A 19,547-nucleotide genomic window follows, 5' to 3' on the forward strand; every position below is an offset into this window, starting at 1 on the left:
ACAACAATATAAGGAGCATACATGGAGCTGCAAACACTAATCCTATTCAGCGCAACAGTCATCCCACTCGTTTGCACACCAGGGCCTGATATTTTATTTATTTCATCTCAAGGCATATCAGGTGGATCCTCCGCTGTTTGGAAAGCAAACCTAGGTATTATTTCCGGTTACATCATGCATGCAATTTTAGCTGCATTAGGTTTAGCCGCAATTGTTGCCGCTTATCCATTATTATTTAATATCATAAAATGGCTGGGAGTCGCTTATGTTAGCTATTTAGCCATCAAAATGATGCTTTCGGCAATGAAACCAGGAAAATTATTAATGTTAAAACCGACTTCACCTAACGCGATTATTGGTAAAGGTTTTTTAACTAGCTTTCTGAACCCTAAAGGGTTGTTGGTATATTTTGCTATTTTGCCTAATTTCATCCACTCAACTGAACAGATTGCAATACAATCAATGATTTTATCCGCAACATTGATTGCCTTATGTATTGTTATTTATGGGGCAATTGGCATGATATTCGCTGCAATGTATAAAAAAGATAACTACAGCGATAAACGACGTCGAGTTACTGATGGCGTGGCTGGTGGTATGTTAACATTAGCTGCGATAGGCCTTGCAGCTAGTTAACAAGGCGTTACCGCTACCCATATTAAAATGCTACTTGCCGTATTTGGTGAAACAATACCTTCACCTATGTCAGGTAGCCACCAACCACCTTGATTGGCATTTAATATTTTGCAGTTTGCCCCTGAAATACTCCATTCACCCGCTAAAATATACACCACACCGGCCTGCCCAATCGGTAAACGCTGCTTTTGAGTGATAACACAGCTTTGCGCAGACCAACGCTCCGTATTAAATTCTAAGTTTAAGAAACGAGCTGGCGATGCCTGTAATTCAAGCTTGATAGAGTCGCAACTCGCTGATTGATAACTATCACCAATATCGTTCAATATATGTTGGCACTGATGTTGATCGATAAGAGATACAGGATCCTTATTGAGGGAAATACTCAGCCGCTCTCCCTCGATATTATGCTTTAAAAAACTTGTATGGGTAATGTGTTCAAGGCTAGCGCGAAGTGAAAAGTCTGATGCAACTGGCCAACAAAATATCTCTGTACTGCTTCCACATCCATCTTGCCATTCTTGGATAGGTAACTCAGTTGCATCAAAACATTTAATCTTCATACCTTCCCCCAAGCAAATATCATCATCAATCATGATATTAAGAGTGGCAAACATGTTTGCTCAGGGCAATGGCTTTACACTTAAAATGTGACTAACCGCGTTTATCAATAATTAAAGAATGACATAAGCGCCCTAATGTCTTCATCGCCTGATCAAGTTGCTCGTTCCATGTAAAAGACGTATTCAGTCTGAAAGCATGATTAAATTGGTCACTCGTTGAAAACATGCTGCCCGGTGCGATGCTGATCCCCTCTTTCAATGCTAATTGGTATAACCGAATCGCATTAAATGGCGGTTCAAATTCAAGCCAAAGGAAATAACCGCCTTTTGGTGTATTCACTTTTACTGAAGACGGCATATATTGTGCGATAGCCCCTAGCATTTGATGTTGGCGCTGCTCCATCGTCTGACGCAATTTTCTTAAATGGCTGTCATAACCACCTTGGGTCAGGTATTCAGCAATAGCTAATTGCGTTGGTACACTCGCCGATACGGTACTCATCATTTGTAGGTGTTGGATCTTCGTCGCATGGCGCCCAGCAGCGACCCAACCAACTCGATAACCCGGCGCTAAGCACTTTGAAAATGAGGAGCAATGAAAAAAGTTACCTTTTACATCGAGCGCTTTCGCTGGAATAGGTTGTTGGCTACCAAAATAGAGCTCACCATAGACATCATCTTCAATCAATGCGATTTGATTTTTATTAAGGATCTCTACTAAACGCTTTTTATTTGCAGGTGGCATCGTACCACCTAATGGATTTTGATAATGCGTCATCAACCAACAGGCTTTTATCGGGTATTTCGCAGCAATATCTTCTAACGCATCTAAATCAATACCAAATAATGGGTCGGTTTTAATCGCGATGGCTTTTAGTTTTAAGCGCTCAATGGCTTGCAATGAACCATAAAAAGCAGGTGATTCAATCACTACCCAGTCACCTGGTTGGGTCACAGATTGTAAACTGAGCACCAAAGATTCCATTGCACCAGCTGTGATCACAATTTCATCAGGCGCAACATGAATACCTTGGCTAGCATAGCGTTGAGCGATATTACGACGTAGCTGCTCATTGCCCGGTGGCAGGTTTGCTGTCGTATTGAATCTGGCTAAACGCCGTGCCACTGAGGCGAGGCTTTTACCTAATTTAGGCTCATCAAGTAGTGCTGGTTCAGGAAATGCAGAACCAAATGGAATAATATCGGGATCTTTACAAGCTTGTAGTACACCAAAAATTGACGCGTTAATTTCTACATTTTCATTTAAATGTAAACCTTTTCCGCCTTTTGCTGCGGCAAAATTGGTATTTCTACGCGCAACGTAGTAGCCTGATTGCGGCCTTGCTGCAATCCAGCCTTGGCTTTCGAGTAATTGGTAAGCCTGCACGACAGTCATCAAGCTTAAACCTGATTGTTTCACACTCTCCCTAAGTGACGGTAATCTATCGCCAACTTGCCAGATATTATCTTCTATCTGTTGACGTATTTGTGCAGCCAGTTGTTCATATCGCGTCATACCCGCCTCAACTGTTATAGTTAATAACTCAAAAATTGTTACTATTATAGTTTATCTTCTCATGTTCTACTTATCCATACATTCACCTGACTTTTTTTAACTATAAGCACAAAACATTTTTACTCCGTTTGCCTTTTCGGCAAATAGCCGCTGCTATTGTTTTTTTGCTAAGGAACAGCACTACACACCTATCAGCGGCAAAAGTGAAATTGTGATGTGCGTACTATCAATTCCAATCAGGGGTCAATATGTTTGGACTAACTGCGCTGGAACTGGCTCGTATACAATTTGCGTTTACGGTCTCGTTCCATATTATTTTCCCGGCAATCACTATCGGTCTTGCCAGTTTTTTGGCAGTGCTAGAAGGCCTATGGCTGAAAACTCGGGATGATGACTATATAAAATTGTTTCATTTCTGGTCAAAAGTCTTCGCTGTCAATTTTGGTATGGGCGTTGTTTCAGGCTTAGTGATGGCATATCAATTTGGCACAAACTGGAGTTTTTTCTCAGATTTTGCGGGCGGTATTACTGGCCCATTGCTCACTTATGAAGTACTGACAGCATTCTTCCTCGAAGCAGGTTTCCTTGGTGTGATGCTTTTTGGTATGCAACGAGTGGGTGAAAAACTCCACTTTTTTGCGACATGTATGGTCGCACTAGGCACAATTATTTCCACTTTTTGGATCCTCGCGTCTAATAGCTTTATGCAAACTCCGCAAGGATTTGAAATCGTTGATAATCGCATCGTGCCTGTTGATTGGCTAGCGGTTATTTTCAATCCATCCTTCCCATATCGCTTGCTTCATATGACAACAGCAGCATTCCTTGCGGCTGCATTTTTTATTGGAGCTTCTGGCGCATGGCATTTACTGAAAGGCAATAAGTCTTCAGCAATGAAGAAAATGTTTTCTATGTCTTTGTGGTTAATTTTAGTTTTAGCACCAATTCAAGCTCTTATTGGTGATGCACATGGATTAAATACCTTAAAGCATCAACCCGTCAAAGTCGCTGCTATGGAAGGACATTGGGAAAATAAACCAGGGGAAGCAACGCCATTAATTTTATTTGGTATTCCAAATATGGAAAAAGAAAAAACCGAATATGCGATTGAAATCCCTTACCTAGCTAGCATCATCTTAACCCATAGTCTTGATAAGCAAGTACCTGCATTAAAAGATTATCCACCAGAAGACAGGCCAAATGTATTTATGGTGTTTTGGTCGTTTCGTGTCATGGTTGGCCTTGGTCTATTGATGATCGCAACAGGGGTATGGGGACTTTGGCTACGCTATCGTAAAAAACTCTACGATTCTAAAACATTCTTACGCTTTGTATTCGTCATGGCACCATCAGGGTTAATTGCCATTCTAGCAGGTTGGTTCACGACAGAAATTGGTCGTCAACCATGGGTCGTATACGGCTTACAACGAACCTCAGATGCTGTGAGTGCTCATGGTGAAATGCATATGAGTATCAGCTTACTCGCTTTTTTTGCCGTCTATGGCGGAGTATTTGGGATCGGGTATATGTACATGATGAAGTTAATTCGTAAAGGTATTCAACAGGAGACAACTCATGGGCATTGATTTACCACTGATTTGGTTTGTCATCATTGTCTTCAGTATTTTGATGTATATCGTGATGGACGGTTTTGATTTAGGAATTGGTATTCTCTACCCAGCCCTAAAAGATAGCCAAGATCGCGACTTAATGATGAACAGTGTTGCCCCCGTCTGGGACGGTAACGAAACTTGGTTAGTGCTAGGTGGAGCCGCGCTTTTTGGTGCATTTCCATTAGCTTATGCGATCGTACTTGATGCGCTATCAATTCCATTAACATTCATGTTACTCGCACTGATTTTTAGAGGTGTCGCATTCGAATTTAGATTCAGAGCGGATGAATCGCATCGAAAACATTGGGATCATGCCTTTATTTGGGGCTCAATCTTTGCCACTTTTGTGCAAGGCGTTGTTGTGGGTGCCTTTATTCAAGGTTTTCATGTCGAGAACCGCGTTTATATGGGCGGGTATTTTGATTGGTTTTCTCCCTTCCCACTATTTTGTGGTTTTGGTTTAGTTATCGCCTATGCACTACTCGCTTGTGGCTGGCTGATTATGAAAACTGAAGGACATTTGCGTAGCACTATGTATCGATTATTACGCCCATTAACACTGATTATGTTAGCCGTTATTGTCGTGATCAGTGCATGGACACCCATACTCAATACCGCCATTTATAGTCGCTGGTTTAGCTTGCCTAACCTTTTCTTCTTCCTACCTGTTCCATTATTAGTGCTAGGTTGTGTTTGGGTTATGTTAAAGAGTGCTAAGCAACAGAAGTCTGACAGTATTCCTTTTCTATCGGCTTTACTGTTAATTTTTCTTGGTTTTACTGGATTAGGTATCAGTGTTTGGCCAAATCTTATTCCGCCTGCAATTAGTTTCCGTGATGCCGCCGGCCCAATGGAAAGTTTAGGTTTTATGCTAGTTGGTGCACTATTTATTATCCCAGTTATATTGGTTTACACCTATTGGAGTTACTATGTCTTCAGAGGAAAAATTACCCCAGAACAAGGCTACCACTGATCAATCTATTGACTCACCGTGGTGGAAAAAAATGGGTTGGATGGCAGTGCTTTGGTTAGGAAGTGTACTGGTATTATTTGCCTTCTCTTCTGTATTTAGACTACTAATGACCGCTGCTGGAATGAAAGTAAAATAGATTTTTACAATATATGCCGTACTAGTTGAACTGGTACGGCATTATTTTTACTCATTATTAAGGAAAAAATGTTTTACTCTCACTTATTTCTATTCTACGAAAGCGTGATATGATAATGATAACAGTTAGCAAATAATAATTTTATCATTATCGTTTATATAAAGGAGCTCGCTAGTGGCTAGTGAAAAACCAGTCGAAAAAAACATATACCGCCCGGCGCCACCACAGCTTATTCAGGTTAAATCCATTACCGATATCAGCCCTTCAATTAGAAGTATCACTTTCACGGGAGAACGACTCCGTGATTACCCTACTCAATGCGAAGGTGGTCACCTCAAAATTTTTATTGCCCCTGATCTAAAAAGTGAACCTGCATTACCTGTATTAACTAAAGATGGCCGCAGCTGGCCCGAAGACAAACCGCGCCCATTTGTGCGAACTTATACCGTACGCGCCATTCGCCCTGAAATAAAAGAAATTGATATTGAGTTTGCGATGCATGATGGCGTAACAGGGCCTGCTTATTTGTTTGCTCGTGATGCACAACCAGGCCATTGGATGGGGATCACAAACCCTGGTGGGCCTGATCCTTTACTGCCACAAACTCAACATTATTTTATGGCTGGAGATTCAAGTTCACTACCTGCCATTGCAGCCCTCCTTGAAAAAATGCCTGCAAACGCTACAGGTCAAGTTGTTTTACGACTCGATAGTCCAGATGATGTGCGCGATCTTCGTAAACCAGCGGGTATTGATGTGACATGGATTTGTGGTGATATCAGCAAGACCGCTGAATTAATTAGTACATTTAAGTCTTGGGATATACCAACAGAAGATGCTTCATTTTGGATTGCAGGCGAAGATCAAATTATTCGTGATTTACGTCGTTATATTCGCCGTGAAAAAGGGTTTGGCCGTGAAAATATTTATGCCATTCCATACTGGCGCTATGGTTATGATGAGGAAGGCTATCATCATGAACGCCATAATGTGATGGATAACCCTGATGATTAATGAGTGATATCAATCGCTGATAGTGGTGGCAAAGCCATCACTATTTTTTCAGCTTCATACCTTTAATTTCCTCAACACCGACTATATCTCATCGAGTTAGTTTTAAACTGCATTGATAATATCCTAATTGTAGAACGAAAATGTTATACAACAATTTACTCACCATACTTCGAGATTGGAGGAATTGGCTCAATAAGCTTTAGCAGACATAACTGCTGTTGCTGTTTTACAGATACGCCGCTACGAAAGGGGAAGTTCTCAACCTACCTTAGATATTATTCGCAGGCTAGCGATTTCGCTCGCAGTGAGTGCCGATGTGTTGGTGTTGATGTTGATATTGATGTTGGATGAATATGAACGTAGGCCGAATGACCAACTGCGTTATCAGTTTTATCAATGATAATAACTTTATCTAATCCCATTATTGGGCACTTAGTAAGCTACAGCTGAAGTTCAGGGGCAAATACTTTAGTATCAGACATATTAATAACTACATTATTAGTCTGTCCTTCATTTATTATCTTACCCCTTACTTCTGTCCAGATACCCGTTTGTCTATCCACCGATTGATAGTCGCAGTGCATTTCGGTTTTGTTGGCATTCAGCGAAACAGTAGTATTCACCCCAGTTCCTATACTGCCAGAAACGCTGCCACTCTGTTGCTTCGAATCATATTTATCCGTCGCTTGCTGGCTCGATAAGGTTAAATCACCGCCCACATTAGCTTTCACGCTCTCGCCACTGACTTGAGCGCCTGTTAGCGTGGTATCTTTCCCGCTATTGAGCGTCAGTTGTTTACCCGCATTCACTTCGGTATCGGTGTAGAACTGGCTGTTACCTTTTTCAAAACCATTGCCTTTGTTTGCACTCGCATTCACGTTCCAACCGCCAGTGCTAATACCCGCGCCAATTGAACAGCCTTTGCTTTCGTTTTTACCATCCACGGTTTGCGTATTGATAGCACTAGTCAGGTTAATATCATTTTTCGCGGTCAAAGTAATATCTTTACCCGCATCTATTTGGCTGCCTTGTACCGTAAATTACCTTGGCTACCCTCTTTTTTACCTGTCGCCGTGAGGTTTATATTATCGCTAGCGCTCAAGTTACTGCCTGATGCGGTATTTTGCTCTGTCTTAGTGATTGATTTTGATGAGCTAGTGCCATAAGACACGTTTACACCAAAGGCATCAGTAACACTACCGCCTTCTTTAATCCCAGCTAATTCACCTGCTTGCTTGGCTTGAACACCTTGTAAACCAGCCTTCATCCCTTTAAGTGCAGCTAATTGACCGTCATCTTCTTCTTTCGCTGATTTAGCCGTCTGCACCATACCATCTAACAAACTACCCGCGGTACCGCCTAGCGATACAGTCAAACCACTTGATTTAGTTTCTACCGTTGTAATATCTGTACGGCTATTTTCAGCTGCACTGATATTGACATCGCTACCTGTAACATTGATATCTTTTGCTGCAATAATATCACTACCATGAATATTAGTAGCTCCACCAGCAGTTAAGTTCACATCACCTGCGGTACTACCAATCACGCTTCCTTTTTTCAGGTTGCTTTCGCTGTCAGTGGTAACCTTTTGTGAATTTGAACCAACCGTGAAGCCTAAGCCCCCGGTGCTCATCAACCCTGACTTGGTCGTTTTCGACATGTGGGTTTCATGTAACGCTTCGTCCGAGGTCGTGACATTCAGTTGATTTTCGGCATTAACACTAACATCATTTGTTCCAAGCACATTACTGCCAGCAATATTGACGTTATTTCCTGCCTGCATATCCACACTATCACCGCTAAAAGTGCTACTAATAGCAGTACGTTCATTCACTTCATCATGAGTTTCTTTGGTGCTACTGGATAAGAAGCCTTTATCAGTATGCTTAGTGTGTTTCGCATATTCACTGGTTTCAACACCAGATGTGATATTGATATCGCGCCCAACATTCACTGCGAGCGTGCCACCACTGGACACATTTGCCGCTCTCGCCGATAAGTCTTGCCCCGCAGATAACGTTAAATCTCCCTTGCTATGAATTTCTGTACCCACTTCTGTGCTATTAGCACCACGATAGTAATTGGTGGAATTATGGGTGTAATCAAATGCTGAGCTGATATCTCTTGTCTCTAAACTGATATCACGGCCCGCAATGATCGAGGTTTTACCTTCGACACCTAAATTGCCAATTTCAGTTGCAATCAAATTGATATCTTGCACTGCTTTTAAGGTCAGTTGCCCATTCTCACCTGTCACATAAATACTGGCAGGACGATCAAGCCATTCGGATTTACCATCACCACGCTGTACTGTTTCACTAACAATATCGCGTCCAGCTGAGAGTGATACACTGTCTAATCCACGTATCTCACCGCCTATATTTTTGATGTCTTTCAAGGCATTGAGCTGTACATCCTTACCTTGGATCCGCCCGCTATTTTCAATATTATCAGCGCGTAAATCAGTCAGTTCACGACTACTGACTTCTCCACTATTTAGAATATTACCCGTCATATTGGCTGATACATTGCTCCCAGCCAGTAATGCTCCATTACCGTTTAAATCACCTTGACGAGCACGGACATACATTTGCGGCACACTGACCATCTCAACTCGGCCATCCGGTAAAGTAACCTCTTTGTTAACCATCCACACAATATCGGTAGTCAAGTTCGCCATTTGTTCAGGAGAAAGCGCGATACCCGGCGTCAAGTTAAATTGTTGACCAAATGCAACACCATTAGTCAGTAAGGCGCGATACTGTTCTTCATCGCTGCTGTAGTTACCCAGTAGGCGTTGCCCTGTGGTTTCAATTAGCTGGTCGCGCACTAAACGCTGCTCATAATAACCATCACCTAAGCGTTTATGCAGTTGATCATTAGAGACAATATCAATACTTGAAAGCCATTTTTTATAATTCGTGAATCGGGGATCCGTTTCGATAAGAAATTGGCTATCACTACCCGGCGTCAGATTAAATAGACTGTTATCAGGCAATTTAGTATTCGGCTCAACCGTTCTGATCACTGTATCGAGGTTATCTTTACCTTCAGGGGTATGCTCTACCGTAACATCTTGCCCTTTGCCGGCATCGCTTTGCCCTTGAACATCAATATAATTAGCGATATTCGCATCATCCACTTGAGTGGCTGTCACGGATTTATCATCGGCAACATCCACTTCCTTAGTAATGGATGGAAGTGGTGTCACCTCGGCCTGTTGACCAGCAGAAAGTTCCAAAGGTGTATGTTTACTGTCTTTTAAGACTGCTTCAGTCAGTATCACACCTTGATTTTCGTTTAGCGTTGAATTAGCAACTTCCCCCGCTTTGCCATCGAGTTGATAGACTGTTCTGTCATCCAACTTAGGTTTGCCTGTACTTCCTGCCTGTTCAGTGACTTCTAATAAGTGCAGAGGTAAATCTTCTTCGCTGTTTACTCCTTGGTAAGCATAGACTGATTCACGCGTTTTCCATTTTCCACCACCTTTATAGCGATAAATCGTATTACCACTTTCCACAGTGCGGCGAATACCTTGCTCTTCTTGGTTATTGAGCGCATAGCCAGTTAAAATCAGATTTTGTCCCGCCACCACGCGAGAATTTTCGTTATTAAGTTGTTGCCCATCAATTGTTAAATGTTTACCGCTCGTGACTAGTGCGGCATCCCGCTGGATGACCTGTGTTTCATAAACAACACGGTCGTAATCATATTCATAGAAGTCTTTTGTCCAATTGCCATTTTCGAACATCCGCCAGCGGTTCGATTTTTCATAATGGATACCAACTTCTTTATTTAGAGTACCATCATCATTGATAGCATAGCGGGTATCGTTACCATTACGTGGCTGAATTTTATAACGTTTACCATTTCCAAAATCAAACCAATCAAAATGCTCTCGGCTCACTTCAACAGGTTTTGCTGTGAGTTGTAAGTGAATATCTTTATTTTCAAGAAACGCTGTTTTTAATGTCAGATCTTCAGCTGCTTCAATGTTTTCGCTTTGATTTCTCACACTCTTAGCATGGCCTGATGCTTGCAGCTGGTCATTAAGCGTATTACCGATAGTTAAATTACCATCACTGTAAATCAATGCGTGATCACGGTTTAATAGCTCAGAAACTGCAATATGGGTTTCTTTACGCCCAGCAATTACTGCGGCCTTATCGCCTTGTTTATCATTTAATAAAGTATTAGCCGCAATAGCGAGGAAATCACCATAAATACGCCCTGTTCTTAGGTTATCTAATGTATTGGTCGTGATATGTATTAATCCACCATCTATTAACCCTGTATTAATCACCTGTCCACTGGCTTTAATACGTGTGTTTTGCCCACTAATCTCACCAGCAAGTTGGTTAACTACCGTCGTCGTGGTTAAAACAAGATCACCAAGGCTAGAAAATAATCCATCAAAACCAAAACATTTATCGAGAGCAGCAGATCAGCAAACCAAGGTATTAATTTTCGGATTTCCACTTTATTCTAAAAATATGGCCTATCTTAAGGCTATATTTTTTCTTAATTTTCATATCATTACCGCATTCCTTTAGAACTTCTTCTTTTTCTACAAAATAATCTTTTGCATTTATATTAATGTTATATTATAACATAACACTTTAGTTAATTGACCGCTAAGGATCCCCTCAATGAACAACAAATCACTTGTTACAATGACATTAAGTGTCTGCGCATTATTGACGAGTTTTAATGTTTTTGCTCATAGCCACGCTCATCCTCAATCTGAGAAAGCCATTCAAGCCAGTAAAGGATTTTTTGATGATGCTGATGTAAAAGATAGAAAACTGAGTGATTGGGATGGAATATGGGAATCTGTTAACCCACTATTACTCAATGGCAGATTGGATCCCGTATTAGAACAAAAAGCCAAAACTCATAAAGATAAAACGGTTGAAGAATATCGTGCGTATTATAAAAAAGGTTATGCAACGGATGTTGATAGCATAAGTATTGAAAATAATATCATTGAGTTTAGCCAAAACGGGCAAATTCACAGTTGCACTTACCATTATTCAGGCTATAAAATCCTTAATTATACTTCAGGTAAAAAAGGCGTTCGTTATCTATTTGAGTGCCAAGATCCTGCATCAAAAGCGCCAAAATACATTCAATTTAGTGATCATATTATCGAGCCACAAGCCTCCAGCCATTTCCATCTCTATATGGGCAATGATTCACAAGAAAAATTGCTACAACAAATGGATAATTGGCCAACTTATTACCCTTATTCACTCAATGACGAACAAATTGTGCATGAGATGCTACATCACTAGTCACTATAATTAAAAAGAATATCTCAGCAATCTTAAGTTAGCGTGCTAGCTGGCATATATATTTATCGGGGACATAAATTTTTTTAAAATAACGTAGGAAAATCAAATTATTTATTTTTAACGGATAACATAAAGCAGAAATACTTCGTAGCAAAACTATAGCCCCACTCTGTGGGGCTATGGATAAGACAGTTTATGCGCTAGCTATAAGCTAATAAAGCGCGGTGGCACAATGTTGAGCGCACACAGTCATCAACAGTGAAATTGATCATCGCAACCATTTCATCACTGCTAAAACGCTGTAAGGCATCGGCTAATCCAGATGTAACACCTTCAGGTAGATCACACTGCGTTACATCACCATTAACAATCACTGTGACATTCTCTCCTAAACGCGTTAAGAACATTTTCATTTGTGTGACAGTCACATTTTGCGCTTCATCTAATATCACAATCGCATTTTCAAATGTACGACCACGCATATAGGCAAATGGTGCAATTTCAACCTTAGCAATCTCAGGCCGCAAACAGTATTGTAAAAAGGAATTACCTAATCTTTTCACTAATACGTCATAAACCGGCCGAAAATATGGCGCAAACTTTTCAGCCATATCGCCCGGAAGAAAACCGAGATCTTCTTCTGCCTGCAAGACAGGTCGTGTGACAATGATTTTATTGATGTCTTTATTGATTAATGCATCCGCAGCAAGTGCGGTACTAATAAACGTTTTACCGCAACCGGCTTCCCCATTTGCGAAAATTAATTGTTTATGCTTAATCGAATTGATATAGAGCTTTTGTGCGTCATTACGAGGGGTGATCGGCGAATTATCACGCCGCTCTTTTGCCATTCCGATTGGCTCAATGCCAGTAAAATCAGCAAAGGAAGTTACACTGGCCATTTCGTAACGACCTGCGCGCTCTTTACGTAATGAACGTTTCATTTCACGGCGTGTCTTTGTTGCAGCTTTCTGTCTACTCATAGTATTAACCCTTCCAGGTATCGTTGAAGTCAATTCAAATGACGGACTATTCAGAACAGAGAGGAGCTCCCTTCAAGCTCGTGTTGGTTGAACATGCAATAAAAAAACCGGTTACTAATCTCACCATGACAATTTCATGATGGAACAGTAACCGGCCTTGTGAACACATAAACAAAGACTTAGTTCCCATTAGTTCCTCCCTGCTAGGCTATACCCGTAAACTAATGAATTTCTATGACACTATTATGACAAAACACCGTAAATTTAAATCTGTTAACTCTTATGGTGTTACGTGCATCCGTTAAAAAGACTATACCGCTGTATTTCTTTTAAATGCAACAATAATTTAACACTTATAATGATATATTTTTGCATTTATACCCTAAATTAATAAATAAGACTCAACTCGCTTTAATAAATTAAAGCGTAACAAATTGATTATTAACAATATAAAAACTCAGTGTTGAGTAACTAAAACAATACTGGGTATCGAATTATTTATGGTTTGCAGTTACCAGCTAATTCATAACCTGCTGCTTGAGCGGCTAATTCATCTGCAAACATAACTGCATTTTTTTCGGATGTCGTTTTAAAACCGGTACAATGTGATAAATGATACTTGTGGGAATTACGATTCCCTTTCACCTGCATCACACCTTCGGTCGATTGTGGTTTTGATACTGTTGTTTTTACCTGCGTTGGTGAAACATCATTATCAAACTTAAGCCCCTGAGCACTATTTTTATGCCCAAGCTGCCATGACGCTTCCCCTGTTACAAAAGGATTATGATGACCCATTTGTGCAGCAATGCGCTGATCACGCAGTTTTTCCCATTGATTAGGTGGGTATTGTTTATCCCATGCCATCAATAATTGTTGCTGCTGCCGCGACATGGAAAGGTTATAGCGATCATGCATATAAAAGTAGACTCGCGCAACCTGCCCTTTCACTTCATTGCGAGGCTCAAACTCACGCTGTTTAAAATCAACACGGCTACGACACTGGCCATAAGGGTACTCCACGGCATCAGTAAGTTGTCCATAACTAAAATTACTACGATCCCCATTTACCTCACCGATAGAAGGCGCTAAGTTATGCATATCCGCTTCCATTTTGCGAAAAATGGCATCAGTCGCAATACAATTTTTACGTCCACCGTTCTGCCAACATTGTCTTTGATGACCAAAAACCCATGCAGGAACAATATGTTCCCATTCAATTCTTTCCGCCCGTGCTTGCTGCTTACGAACTTGATAGCCACAAGATGCTAAATCAACACGACCACCACTTTTACCCACCCAATTCCAATCACAACCGCAATACAATGTCCCTTCACCTTGATGAGTCTGATCCATATAAACTTTGGTTTTACTTAATACTTTCGCTTCATCAAATCCAGCGGGGGCGGCAATAAGAGAGGAAGTAAATAACAATATAAAAAACGAAAGTGCCCACTTAGAGCACGAAAAAAAGAATAATTGACTCAAAATAGCACCACTAATAATAAACAAGTAACCTGAATGCATTAACGCACACTGTAATATACTGCAATTTTTCTCATGGCAGAATTGCGGTTGAATATAAACCTTTTTGCCTTGGATGAATATTAGAAACAACCTATTTAGTCGGCATAATGCGCTCGTCATACCACTACAGTGGCGTATTAAAGCAATCATATAATGCGAAAAATTTTAAATAATTACAGTTTTGTTTATTAATTAATCGAATAACTTATGACACTGCCTAATTAAATAACTGTACATCGTTTAACGTCAGTCATTAATATTTATGAACCCCATTAAACTCGGGATTGTTGAACTTTGTGGGTTAAATTTTATGCGAATTAAAGCTATTTTAGTGTGAGACAAGTGCCCTCAATCTAGTATCCAATAAGTGAAGTGTGCTTTAATCGAATTCATAGGGCAACATTTAAACACAACAATTAACTCAAATAATAAAGCGCTAAATTGCTGAAGACACAAAGCCATTTTTTAGACTTTTGTTTAATCTTTTTTAGTCGTAAAAATCAGCAGTAATGGCCAGTCCCTCTAATTATACACTCGGTCGCTTACGATATAACCATAAGCCAGGCAATGACAAACCAATGGATAACGCACCAACAATAAACGATGCCCTTAAAAAATTTGTGACCAAGGTTTCGAATAGCTCTGGGGTGTACCCGAGATGAGAAATTTTTACTACGGAGATCATAGCAAGATAAGCACTGATCCCCGGAAACATGGGTATTACCGCTGCGACTGTAAAAACTTTTGGGTGTGCTAACCACGACCTTGACCACTGGATACCTATCGCTCCGACAAGGATCGCAGCAATAAAACTTGCCCACTCAATATTTAAACCTAATGTCATCATTGTCATTCTTGAACCATGGCCTATTGCACCTAATAAAGCACAGTACTTTAAAGCCTTTACTGGCACGTTAAATACCATTGCAAAGCCAACGGCAGGGATTGCGGCCAGAAACATATCTTCTAACAGTGCTAATATAAAATTCATGCCCAGTCCCTCAGATTCCACACCGCCATCGCCATCACCACTCCAATACAGGTTGCTAATGTTAATAAACTCGCCATTGTCCAGCGAGCAAGCCCCGTATTTACATGACCTTTAAACATATCTGCAACAGCATTGATTAAAGGGAAGCCCGGCACGAGCAGTAGCACACTCGCAGCCATTGAAATACTGGCTGTCGGTGCAAAATAAGGTAATTTCAATAACAAGCCAGAGACTGAAGTGGCAACAAATGCCGTAATACAAAAATTAATCAATGGATTCATTTGCCGTGATGTTAGAACTTGGCGAATATACATTGCACAGCCACTGGCAATAAAAGTCACTAGCGAGCCATCCCAACCCCCACCATTGAGCTTACTAAAACAAGCACATGATAGAGCCACCATCAAAACCATCATCCAACGTGGGTAGCGTAACGGTTTTATTGACGACAGTTTTTTCTGTAATTGCTTACGATCTAATAAATGATGCTCAACTAAAATTATCGCGTGTTGAACCTCAGTCACAACATGCATATTAATGCCGCGATCAATAATTCTTCGGGTCGATGTCAAACAGTGACCATCAATAATCGTTGTGAGAACCAGAGAGTTTGAGGAAATAGCACTATCAACTTGCTCCGCGCCTAAAGCAACGCCTAAACGTGTAGTAAGTTGTTCCACTAACATGCTTTCTGCGCCATGCTGTAGTAGTAACAGCCCACACTCTATACATAAGCGAGTAATTTCTCGTTGGCTGTTTGAGATGACATTATTACTCTGCTCCGCATCAATTGTACCCTCTTTCATCACCTTCTCCCTCACTAACACTGTAATTATTCAGATAATAGTTCAAACATGATAACCTTTGTCGGTATCATAGAGCGAAATAATAGCCTGAATCATGATCTCTTTCAGGTTAAGTATGATTAATCATTATCGACCTTATCTTTCATGATAATCACGAGTTAGGATTAATCATTAAATAAATCATAATGCTAGGAATAATATTGCATGAATACCCCATTTCCAGCCAAAACCCCCAAAGGACAACGCCGTAATAAAGCATTAATTTCTGCGGCCTCTGAGATTTTTATTCAACATGGGTTTGAAGGAACAACGCTGGATATGATTATTGAGCGCGCGGGGGGATCGCGTTCTACTTTATATAAAAATTTTGGCGATAAAGAGGGATTATTTGCCGCCGTTATCGAAACAATGATTGATGATATATTCAGTGACTATGAAACCACGCCACCTGCACCTCAGACCATCGAGTCTGTATTATCTTTTTATGGTGCGAGATTTTTGCTGAATGTGATTAAACCACAATCCATTGGTTTATACCGTTTGATCCTTGGCGAATATAATCGTTTTCCTGAAATCAGTCAGGCCTTTTTTGAACAAGGCCCCGTGCGTAGCTATCGATTATTAGCAGAAAAACTTCTTGAGTTACCTGAAGTAAAAGTTAATGAAAAAATACTGCTCAGTATTTCATCACGCTTCTTGGAAATGCTAAAAGCAGATGTGTTTATTACCACTTTCTGTGTTGCTGATTTCCAACCTAGTGATGAATTTATAACTCAGCAAATTTCGCTTTCCGTTGATATCATCGCCAGCTACATTCGCAAAATTAGTCGCTAAATTTATTTAGCGACTAATTCTGTTGCTCGTTGTTTTGCTGAGGTAATATCACTTTCAATAATAACTTCAGGTCCATATAAATTAGAAAGTAATGGCGCCATTTCTTCCATCTCTGCTTTATTGCTGCCGTTAGGTTGTAATGTTACGACCATTGCTCGACAATGCTCTATCATTGGCTCCCTCGCATGTTTTAACCAGCGGCGAACATATTTCATCGCTTCCATATGTTCTGTAGTTGGTTTGCCTTTTGGCTTTTGTACAGGAGGATAAATCAACGCAAATTGTAGTCTTCTTGCAAGTAGCAAGTCCATTTCCTCTAGCCATAAACGTGTTTCATCCATTGTTTCAGGAAACGTATTTATCACACAAACAGGCCATTCCACTGTATTAATAATAGTTTTATTCGGCATCACTCTATCTCCTTACAACCAAAAGTGTACTTAACTGTACACTTTAATCCATGGCATGGTCAATAATGATTCTCATTTATATTTAGACATTTCGTGCTATTTGTCTGTGTTGTAAAAAGAAGATAAAACGAACAGATAAATCCTAATATGTAGAAAAAAAACCGCACTGAAGAAAATATGCTTACTGAGGATGATGTCTTTTTTAATATGGAATGCTATTCTCGCATTATTGTTACGTCAAAAAAGCGAATAAATTATGAAAAAATTACTACCGGCCGTTTTAGGGATAATAGTTACATTAACTGCATTTGGCGCAAATGCAGGAAAAAACTGTGATACTTATTTTCAAGAAATGAATGCGCTTGTGAAACAAGCTGAAGAGCAATATAAAAGCGAGCCCGATGCTAAAGAACGCATCGCAGAAATGAAACAACAATTAGCTGACGCTAAAAAAGCATTAGCTGATTATCCAGAAGATGCACAAGAACAAGCATGCGAACAAGGCATTCAAGCTATCCAAAAAGCAAAAGAAGCGGTTGAAGGGAAATAACCATTAATTCTATAACTCTCATCTAATTCTAGCTTAATACACAATCCTAAAAGTAAGGTCAGTGATAAACTGACCTTATCTGCATTTTCTTATCTAACAACTAACACTGAAATTTTCGCATACGAAACAATACCCGAAGCATTTGAGCCTAATAAATGAGTCGTAATACTTGGATTGCGAGAACCAATAACAATAAGATCTGCACCAATTTCTTCCGCTTCAGATAAAACTTTATCTCGTGGCGAGCCAAACACAACTTTGAAGCTAATATCTTCATGTGGGTAATCAATCTTCGCAATAATCTCTTTTAGCTGTTCTTCTGAACGTTCAAGTGCTTTTTTCGCAAAAGAAGACAGCAGATCATAATGGTAGCTATAACTCATCGAAAACCGGGACACATCGGGTACAGAGTGAAAAAGATGTATTTTTGCTCCTGATGCTTTAGCCAAATAAATAGAATGTTTTAACGCTTTATCCGTCAGAACATCTTCAGAAATATCGACAGGAACCAAAATTTTATTATACATATGATACCCTCATTAACATGTAAGCGTGCTTATCCTGTAAAGTATAGCTTCAATAAAATCAAACTGCCGTGAGCTAAATGATGATTTGTTAAAGCTAGTTCACAATTTCATCAAAATACTAATCTTCCTCTAAATGCCATTTATGCAGAATACGATGGATAAATGGAGTCACAATTAGACCAATACTAATGATGAATACACTCTGCAAAAATAAGCCATAAATGGCGATAAAAAAACGTCCGCCTTGTGTTATTGGTGCAGGTTCTATTTCTTGGCCACTTAACATAGATAATGCATTGAGCATCGACTCCATGAGTGAATGACCTTCAATAAAATAAAAACCAATAATGCCTGGCAATAGCCCAAGAAAAAAGACCAATAGAGATAAACAATAAAAACGCAGTACCCTTAATATAAAGTGCTCAATGCGGATCACTTCTTTTGAGAACTTCTCCATAAATAAGCTCGTTTTCCTTTTATGCAATAAAATTCAGTATGCTGAACTATAACATTCAATAGCTTAAATGGGGTAAAATAAAAGACAAACAAACAGTCGTAAAAAGATTGATTTATATTGATTTTAAATGTGCTGAATGGGTACCTAAAAACCTACCTGAATACAGATAGGTTTACTTCGCTCCTTAACGCACAACTAAAACGGATGTTTCTGCGTAACGGACAATACCCGCTGCCGTTGAACCTAAAAGATGGGTAGTAATATTTGGACGACGTGAGCCAATCACAATAATATCTGCATTGATATCTTTTGCAGTATTAATCACTTCATCACGAGGTGAGCCAAATGTAATTGTGTAGTTTACATCAGACAGTGGCAAGTCGATTGAATCCACTAACATTTTCATATCTTCTTCTGCCTTAACGGTTGCGCGATCTTTGATTTCCATATATCCCAGCGCATAAGCATTAATAATTGCAGAAGAAATCGGCAGTACATGAATTAAATGCAGCTTTGCCCCTGATTGTTTAGCTAAATTAACTGCATGACGAACCGCTTTACTGGTAAGTTCATCTTCAGTTAAATCTATAGGAACCAGAATTGTTTTATACATATCCCCTCCTGATAAAAAATAGAATTTAAGTTAACAGAAGAATTATATACCGTTATGTAAAAATATCTCGTCAACAACTAAATAAATGAGATCTCTCACAA

21 protein-coding genes are annotated in these 19,547 nt (G+C 39.9%); 9 read left to right on the forward strand and 12 right to left on the reverse strand.

Features of this window, described 5'->3' with window-relative positions:
• Positions 1-21 precede the first annotated feature (21 nt).
• Positions 22-636, forward strand: a complete 615-nt coding sequence (locus M1E96_RS11135; RefSeq protein ID WP_272579739.1) for a LysE family translocator — start codon at positions 22-24, stop codon at positions 634-636.
• Here M1E96_RS11135 and M1E96_RS11140 read toward each other — a convergent pair.
• Together M1E96_RS11140 and M1E96_RS11145 are read right to left on the reverse strand one after the other, a co-directional pair.
• Positions 633-1,199, reverse strand: coding sequence for a HutD family protein (locus M1E96_RS11140; protein WP_070929783.1), 567 nt, complete (start codon positions 1,197-1,199; stop codon positions 633-635). The genes M1E96_RS11135 and M1E96_RS11140 overlap by 4 nt on opposite strands.
• A gap of 91 nt (positions 1,200-1,290) precedes the next feature.
• Positions 1,291-2,715, reverse strand: a complete 1,425-nt coding sequence (locus tag M1E96_RS11145; RefSeq protein ID WP_070929681.1) for a PLP-dependent aminotransferase family protein — start codon at positions 2,713-2,715, stop codon at positions 1,291-1,293.
• 248 nt (positions 2,716-2,963) lie between these two features.
• On the opposite strand from M1E96_RS11145, the gene M1E96_RS11150 reads away from it, so the two are divergent.
• From M1E96_RS11150 to M1E96_RS11170, 5 genes are all read left to right on the forward strand, one after another.
• On the forward strand, positions 2,964-4,301 hold the full coding sequence (locus M1E96_RS11150; protein WP_070929682.1) for a cytochrome ubiquinol oxidase subunit I: 1,338 nt from the start codon (positions 2,964-2,966) through the stop codon (positions 4,299-4,301).
• Positions 4,291-5,301 (forward strand): cytochrome d ubiquinol oxidase subunit II, encoded by a 1,011-nt coding sequence (gene cydB / locus M1E96_RS11155; protein WP_272579738.1) that lies wholly within the window; start codon positions 4,291-4,293, stop codon positions 5,299-5,301. Before M1E96_RS11150 ends, cydB begins: the two co-directional genes overlap by 11 nt.
• Positions 5,258-5,437: a DUF2474 domain-containing protein gene (locus tag M1E96_RS11160; protein ID WP_139158714.1), complete on the forward strand. Its 180-nt coding sequence runs from the start codon at positions 5,258-5,260 to the stop codon at positions 5,435-5,437. Before cydB ends, M1E96_RS11160 begins: the two co-directional genes overlap by 44 nt.
• A 174-nt stretch (positions 5,438-5,611) precedes the next feature.
• Positions 5,612-6,451: a siderophore-interacting protein gene (locus M1E96_RS11165; RefSeq protein WP_272579737.1), complete on the forward strand. Its 840-nt coding sequence runs from the start codon at positions 5,612-5,614 to the stop codon at positions 6,449-6,451.
• A gap of 208 nt (positions 6,452-6,659) precedes the next feature.
• Positions 6,660-6,851, forward strand: coding sequence for a hypothetical protein (locus M1E96_RS11170; RefSeq protein ID WP_369427522.1), 192 nt, complete (start codon positions 6,660-6,662; stop codon positions 6,849-6,851).
• Positions 6,852-6,891: 40 nt separating this feature from the next.
• Here M1E96_RS11170 and M1E96_RS11175 read toward each other — a convergent pair whose 3' ends face one another.
• Both M1E96_RS11175 and M1E96_RS11180 read right to left on the reverse strand, forming a co-directional pair.
• Positions 6,892-7,446, reverse strand: a complete 555-nt coding sequence (locus M1E96_RS11175) for a hemagglutinin repeat-containing protein (protein WP_369427006.1) — start codon at positions 7,444-7,446, stop codon at positions 6,892-6,894.
• Between the two features lie 20 nt (positions 7,447-7,466).
• The gene (locus tag M1E96_RS11180) at positions 7,467-10,757 is read right to left on the reverse strand and encodes a hemagglutinin repeat-containing protein (protein WP_369427007.1); all 3,291 of its coding nucleotides are present in this window, start codon (positions 10,755-10,757) and stop codon (positions 7,467-7,469) included.
• Between the two features lie 346 nt (positions 10,758-11,103).
• Here M1E96_RS11180 and zinT point away from each other — a divergent pair, with 346 nt between their 5' ends.
• On the forward strand, positions 11,104-11,748 hold the full coding sequence (gene zinT, locus M1E96_RS11185; protein ID WP_070929694.1) for a metal-binding protein ZinT: 645 nt from the start codon (positions 11,104-11,106) through the stop codon (positions 11,746-11,748).
• Between the two features lie 200 nt (positions 11,749-11,948).
• Here zinT and phoH read toward each other — a convergent pair whose 3' ends face one another.
• From phoH to M1E96_RS11205, 4 genes are all read right to left on the reverse strand, one after another.
• Positions 11,949-12,731: a phosphate starvation-inducible protein PhoH gene (gene phoH / locus M1E96_RS11190; RefSeq protein WP_070929695.1), complete on the reverse strand. Its 783-nt coding sequence runs from the start codon at positions 12,729-12,731 to the stop codon at positions 11,949-11,951.
• A gap of 498 nt (positions 12,732-13,229) precedes the next feature.
• Positions 13,230-14,219, reverse strand: coding sequence for an endonuclease (locus M1E96_RS11195; protein ID WP_319065901.1), 990 nt, complete (start codon positions 14,217-14,219; stop codon positions 13,230-13,232).
• A gap of 565 nt (positions 14,220-14,784) precedes the next feature.
• The gene (locus tag M1E96_RS11200; RefSeq protein WP_180355093.1) at positions 14,785-15,255 is read right to left on the reverse strand and encodes a threonine/serine exporter; all 471 of its coding nucleotides are present in this window, start codon (positions 15,253-15,255) and stop codon (positions 14,785-14,787) included.
• Positions 15,246-16,055 (reverse strand): threonine/serine exporter ThrE family protein, encoded by an 810-nt coding sequence (locus M1E96_RS11205; RefSeq protein WP_369427008.1) that lies wholly within the window; start codon positions 16,053-16,055, stop codon positions 15,246-15,248. Before M1E96_RS11205 ends, M1E96_RS11200 begins: the two co-directional genes overlap by 10 nt.
• Before the next feature lie 204 nt (positions 16,056-16,259).
• Between M1E96_RS11205 and M1E96_RS11210 the strand changes: the two genes are divergently transcribed.
• A complete protein-coding gene (locus M1E96_RS11210) occupies positions 16,260-16,889 on the forward strand; it encodes a TetR/AcrR family transcriptional regulator (protein WP_272579733.1) in 630 nt (209 codons plus the stop codon).
• A gap of 2 nt (positions 16,890-16,891) precedes the next feature.
• Here the strand turns inward: M1E96_RS11210 and M1E96_RS11215 are convergent, their stop codons facing one another.
• On the reverse strand, positions 16,892-17,299 hold the full coding sequence (locus M1E96_RS11215; protein ID WP_319065898.1) for a hypothetical protein: 408 nt from the start codon (positions 17,297-17,299) through the stop codon (positions 16,892-16,894).
• A gap of 256 nt (positions 17,300-17,555) precedes the next feature.
• On the opposite strand from M1E96_RS11215, the gene M1E96_RS11220 reads away from it, so the two are divergent.
• Entirely contained in the window at positions 17,556-17,849 is a 294-nt protein-coding gene (locus tag M1E96_RS11220) for a DUF5339 family protein (RefSeq protein WP_070929700.1), read from the forward strand.
• An 89-nt stretch (positions 17,850-17,938) separates the two neighbouring features.
• Here M1E96_RS11220 and M1E96_RS11225 read toward each other — a convergent pair whose 3' ends face one another.
• The 3 genes from M1E96_RS11225 to M1E96_RS11235 all read right to left on the reverse strand — a co-directional run bounded on the left by M1E96_RS11225 (position 17,939) and on the right by M1E96_RS11235 (position 19,446).
• Complete coding sequence (locus M1E96_RS11225; RefSeq protein WP_369427009.1) at positions 17,939-18,376, reverse strand: universal stress protein; 438 nt, start codon at positions 18,374-18,376, stop codon at positions 17,939-17,941.
• 118 nt (positions 18,377-18,494) lie between these two features.
• Positions 18,495-18,833: a hypothetical protein gene (locus tag M1E96_RS11230; RefSeq protein WP_070929702.1), complete on the reverse strand. Its 339-nt coding sequence runs from the start codon at positions 18,831-18,833 to the stop codon at positions 18,495-18,497.
• 184 nt (positions 18,834-19,017) lie between these two features.
• Positions 19,018-19,446: a universal stress protein gene (locus M1E96_RS11235; protein WP_070929703.1), complete on the reverse strand. Its 429-nt coding sequence runs from the start codon at positions 19,444-19,446 to the stop codon at positions 19,018-19,020.
• Positions 19,447-19,547 lie beyond the last annotated feature (101 nt).

The organism is Providencia sp. PROV236, from assembly GCF_033676985.1.
GTDB classification, from domain to species: Bacteria; Pseudomonadota; Gammaproteobacteria; order Enterobacterales; family Enterobacteriaceae; genus Providencia; species Providencia manganoxydans.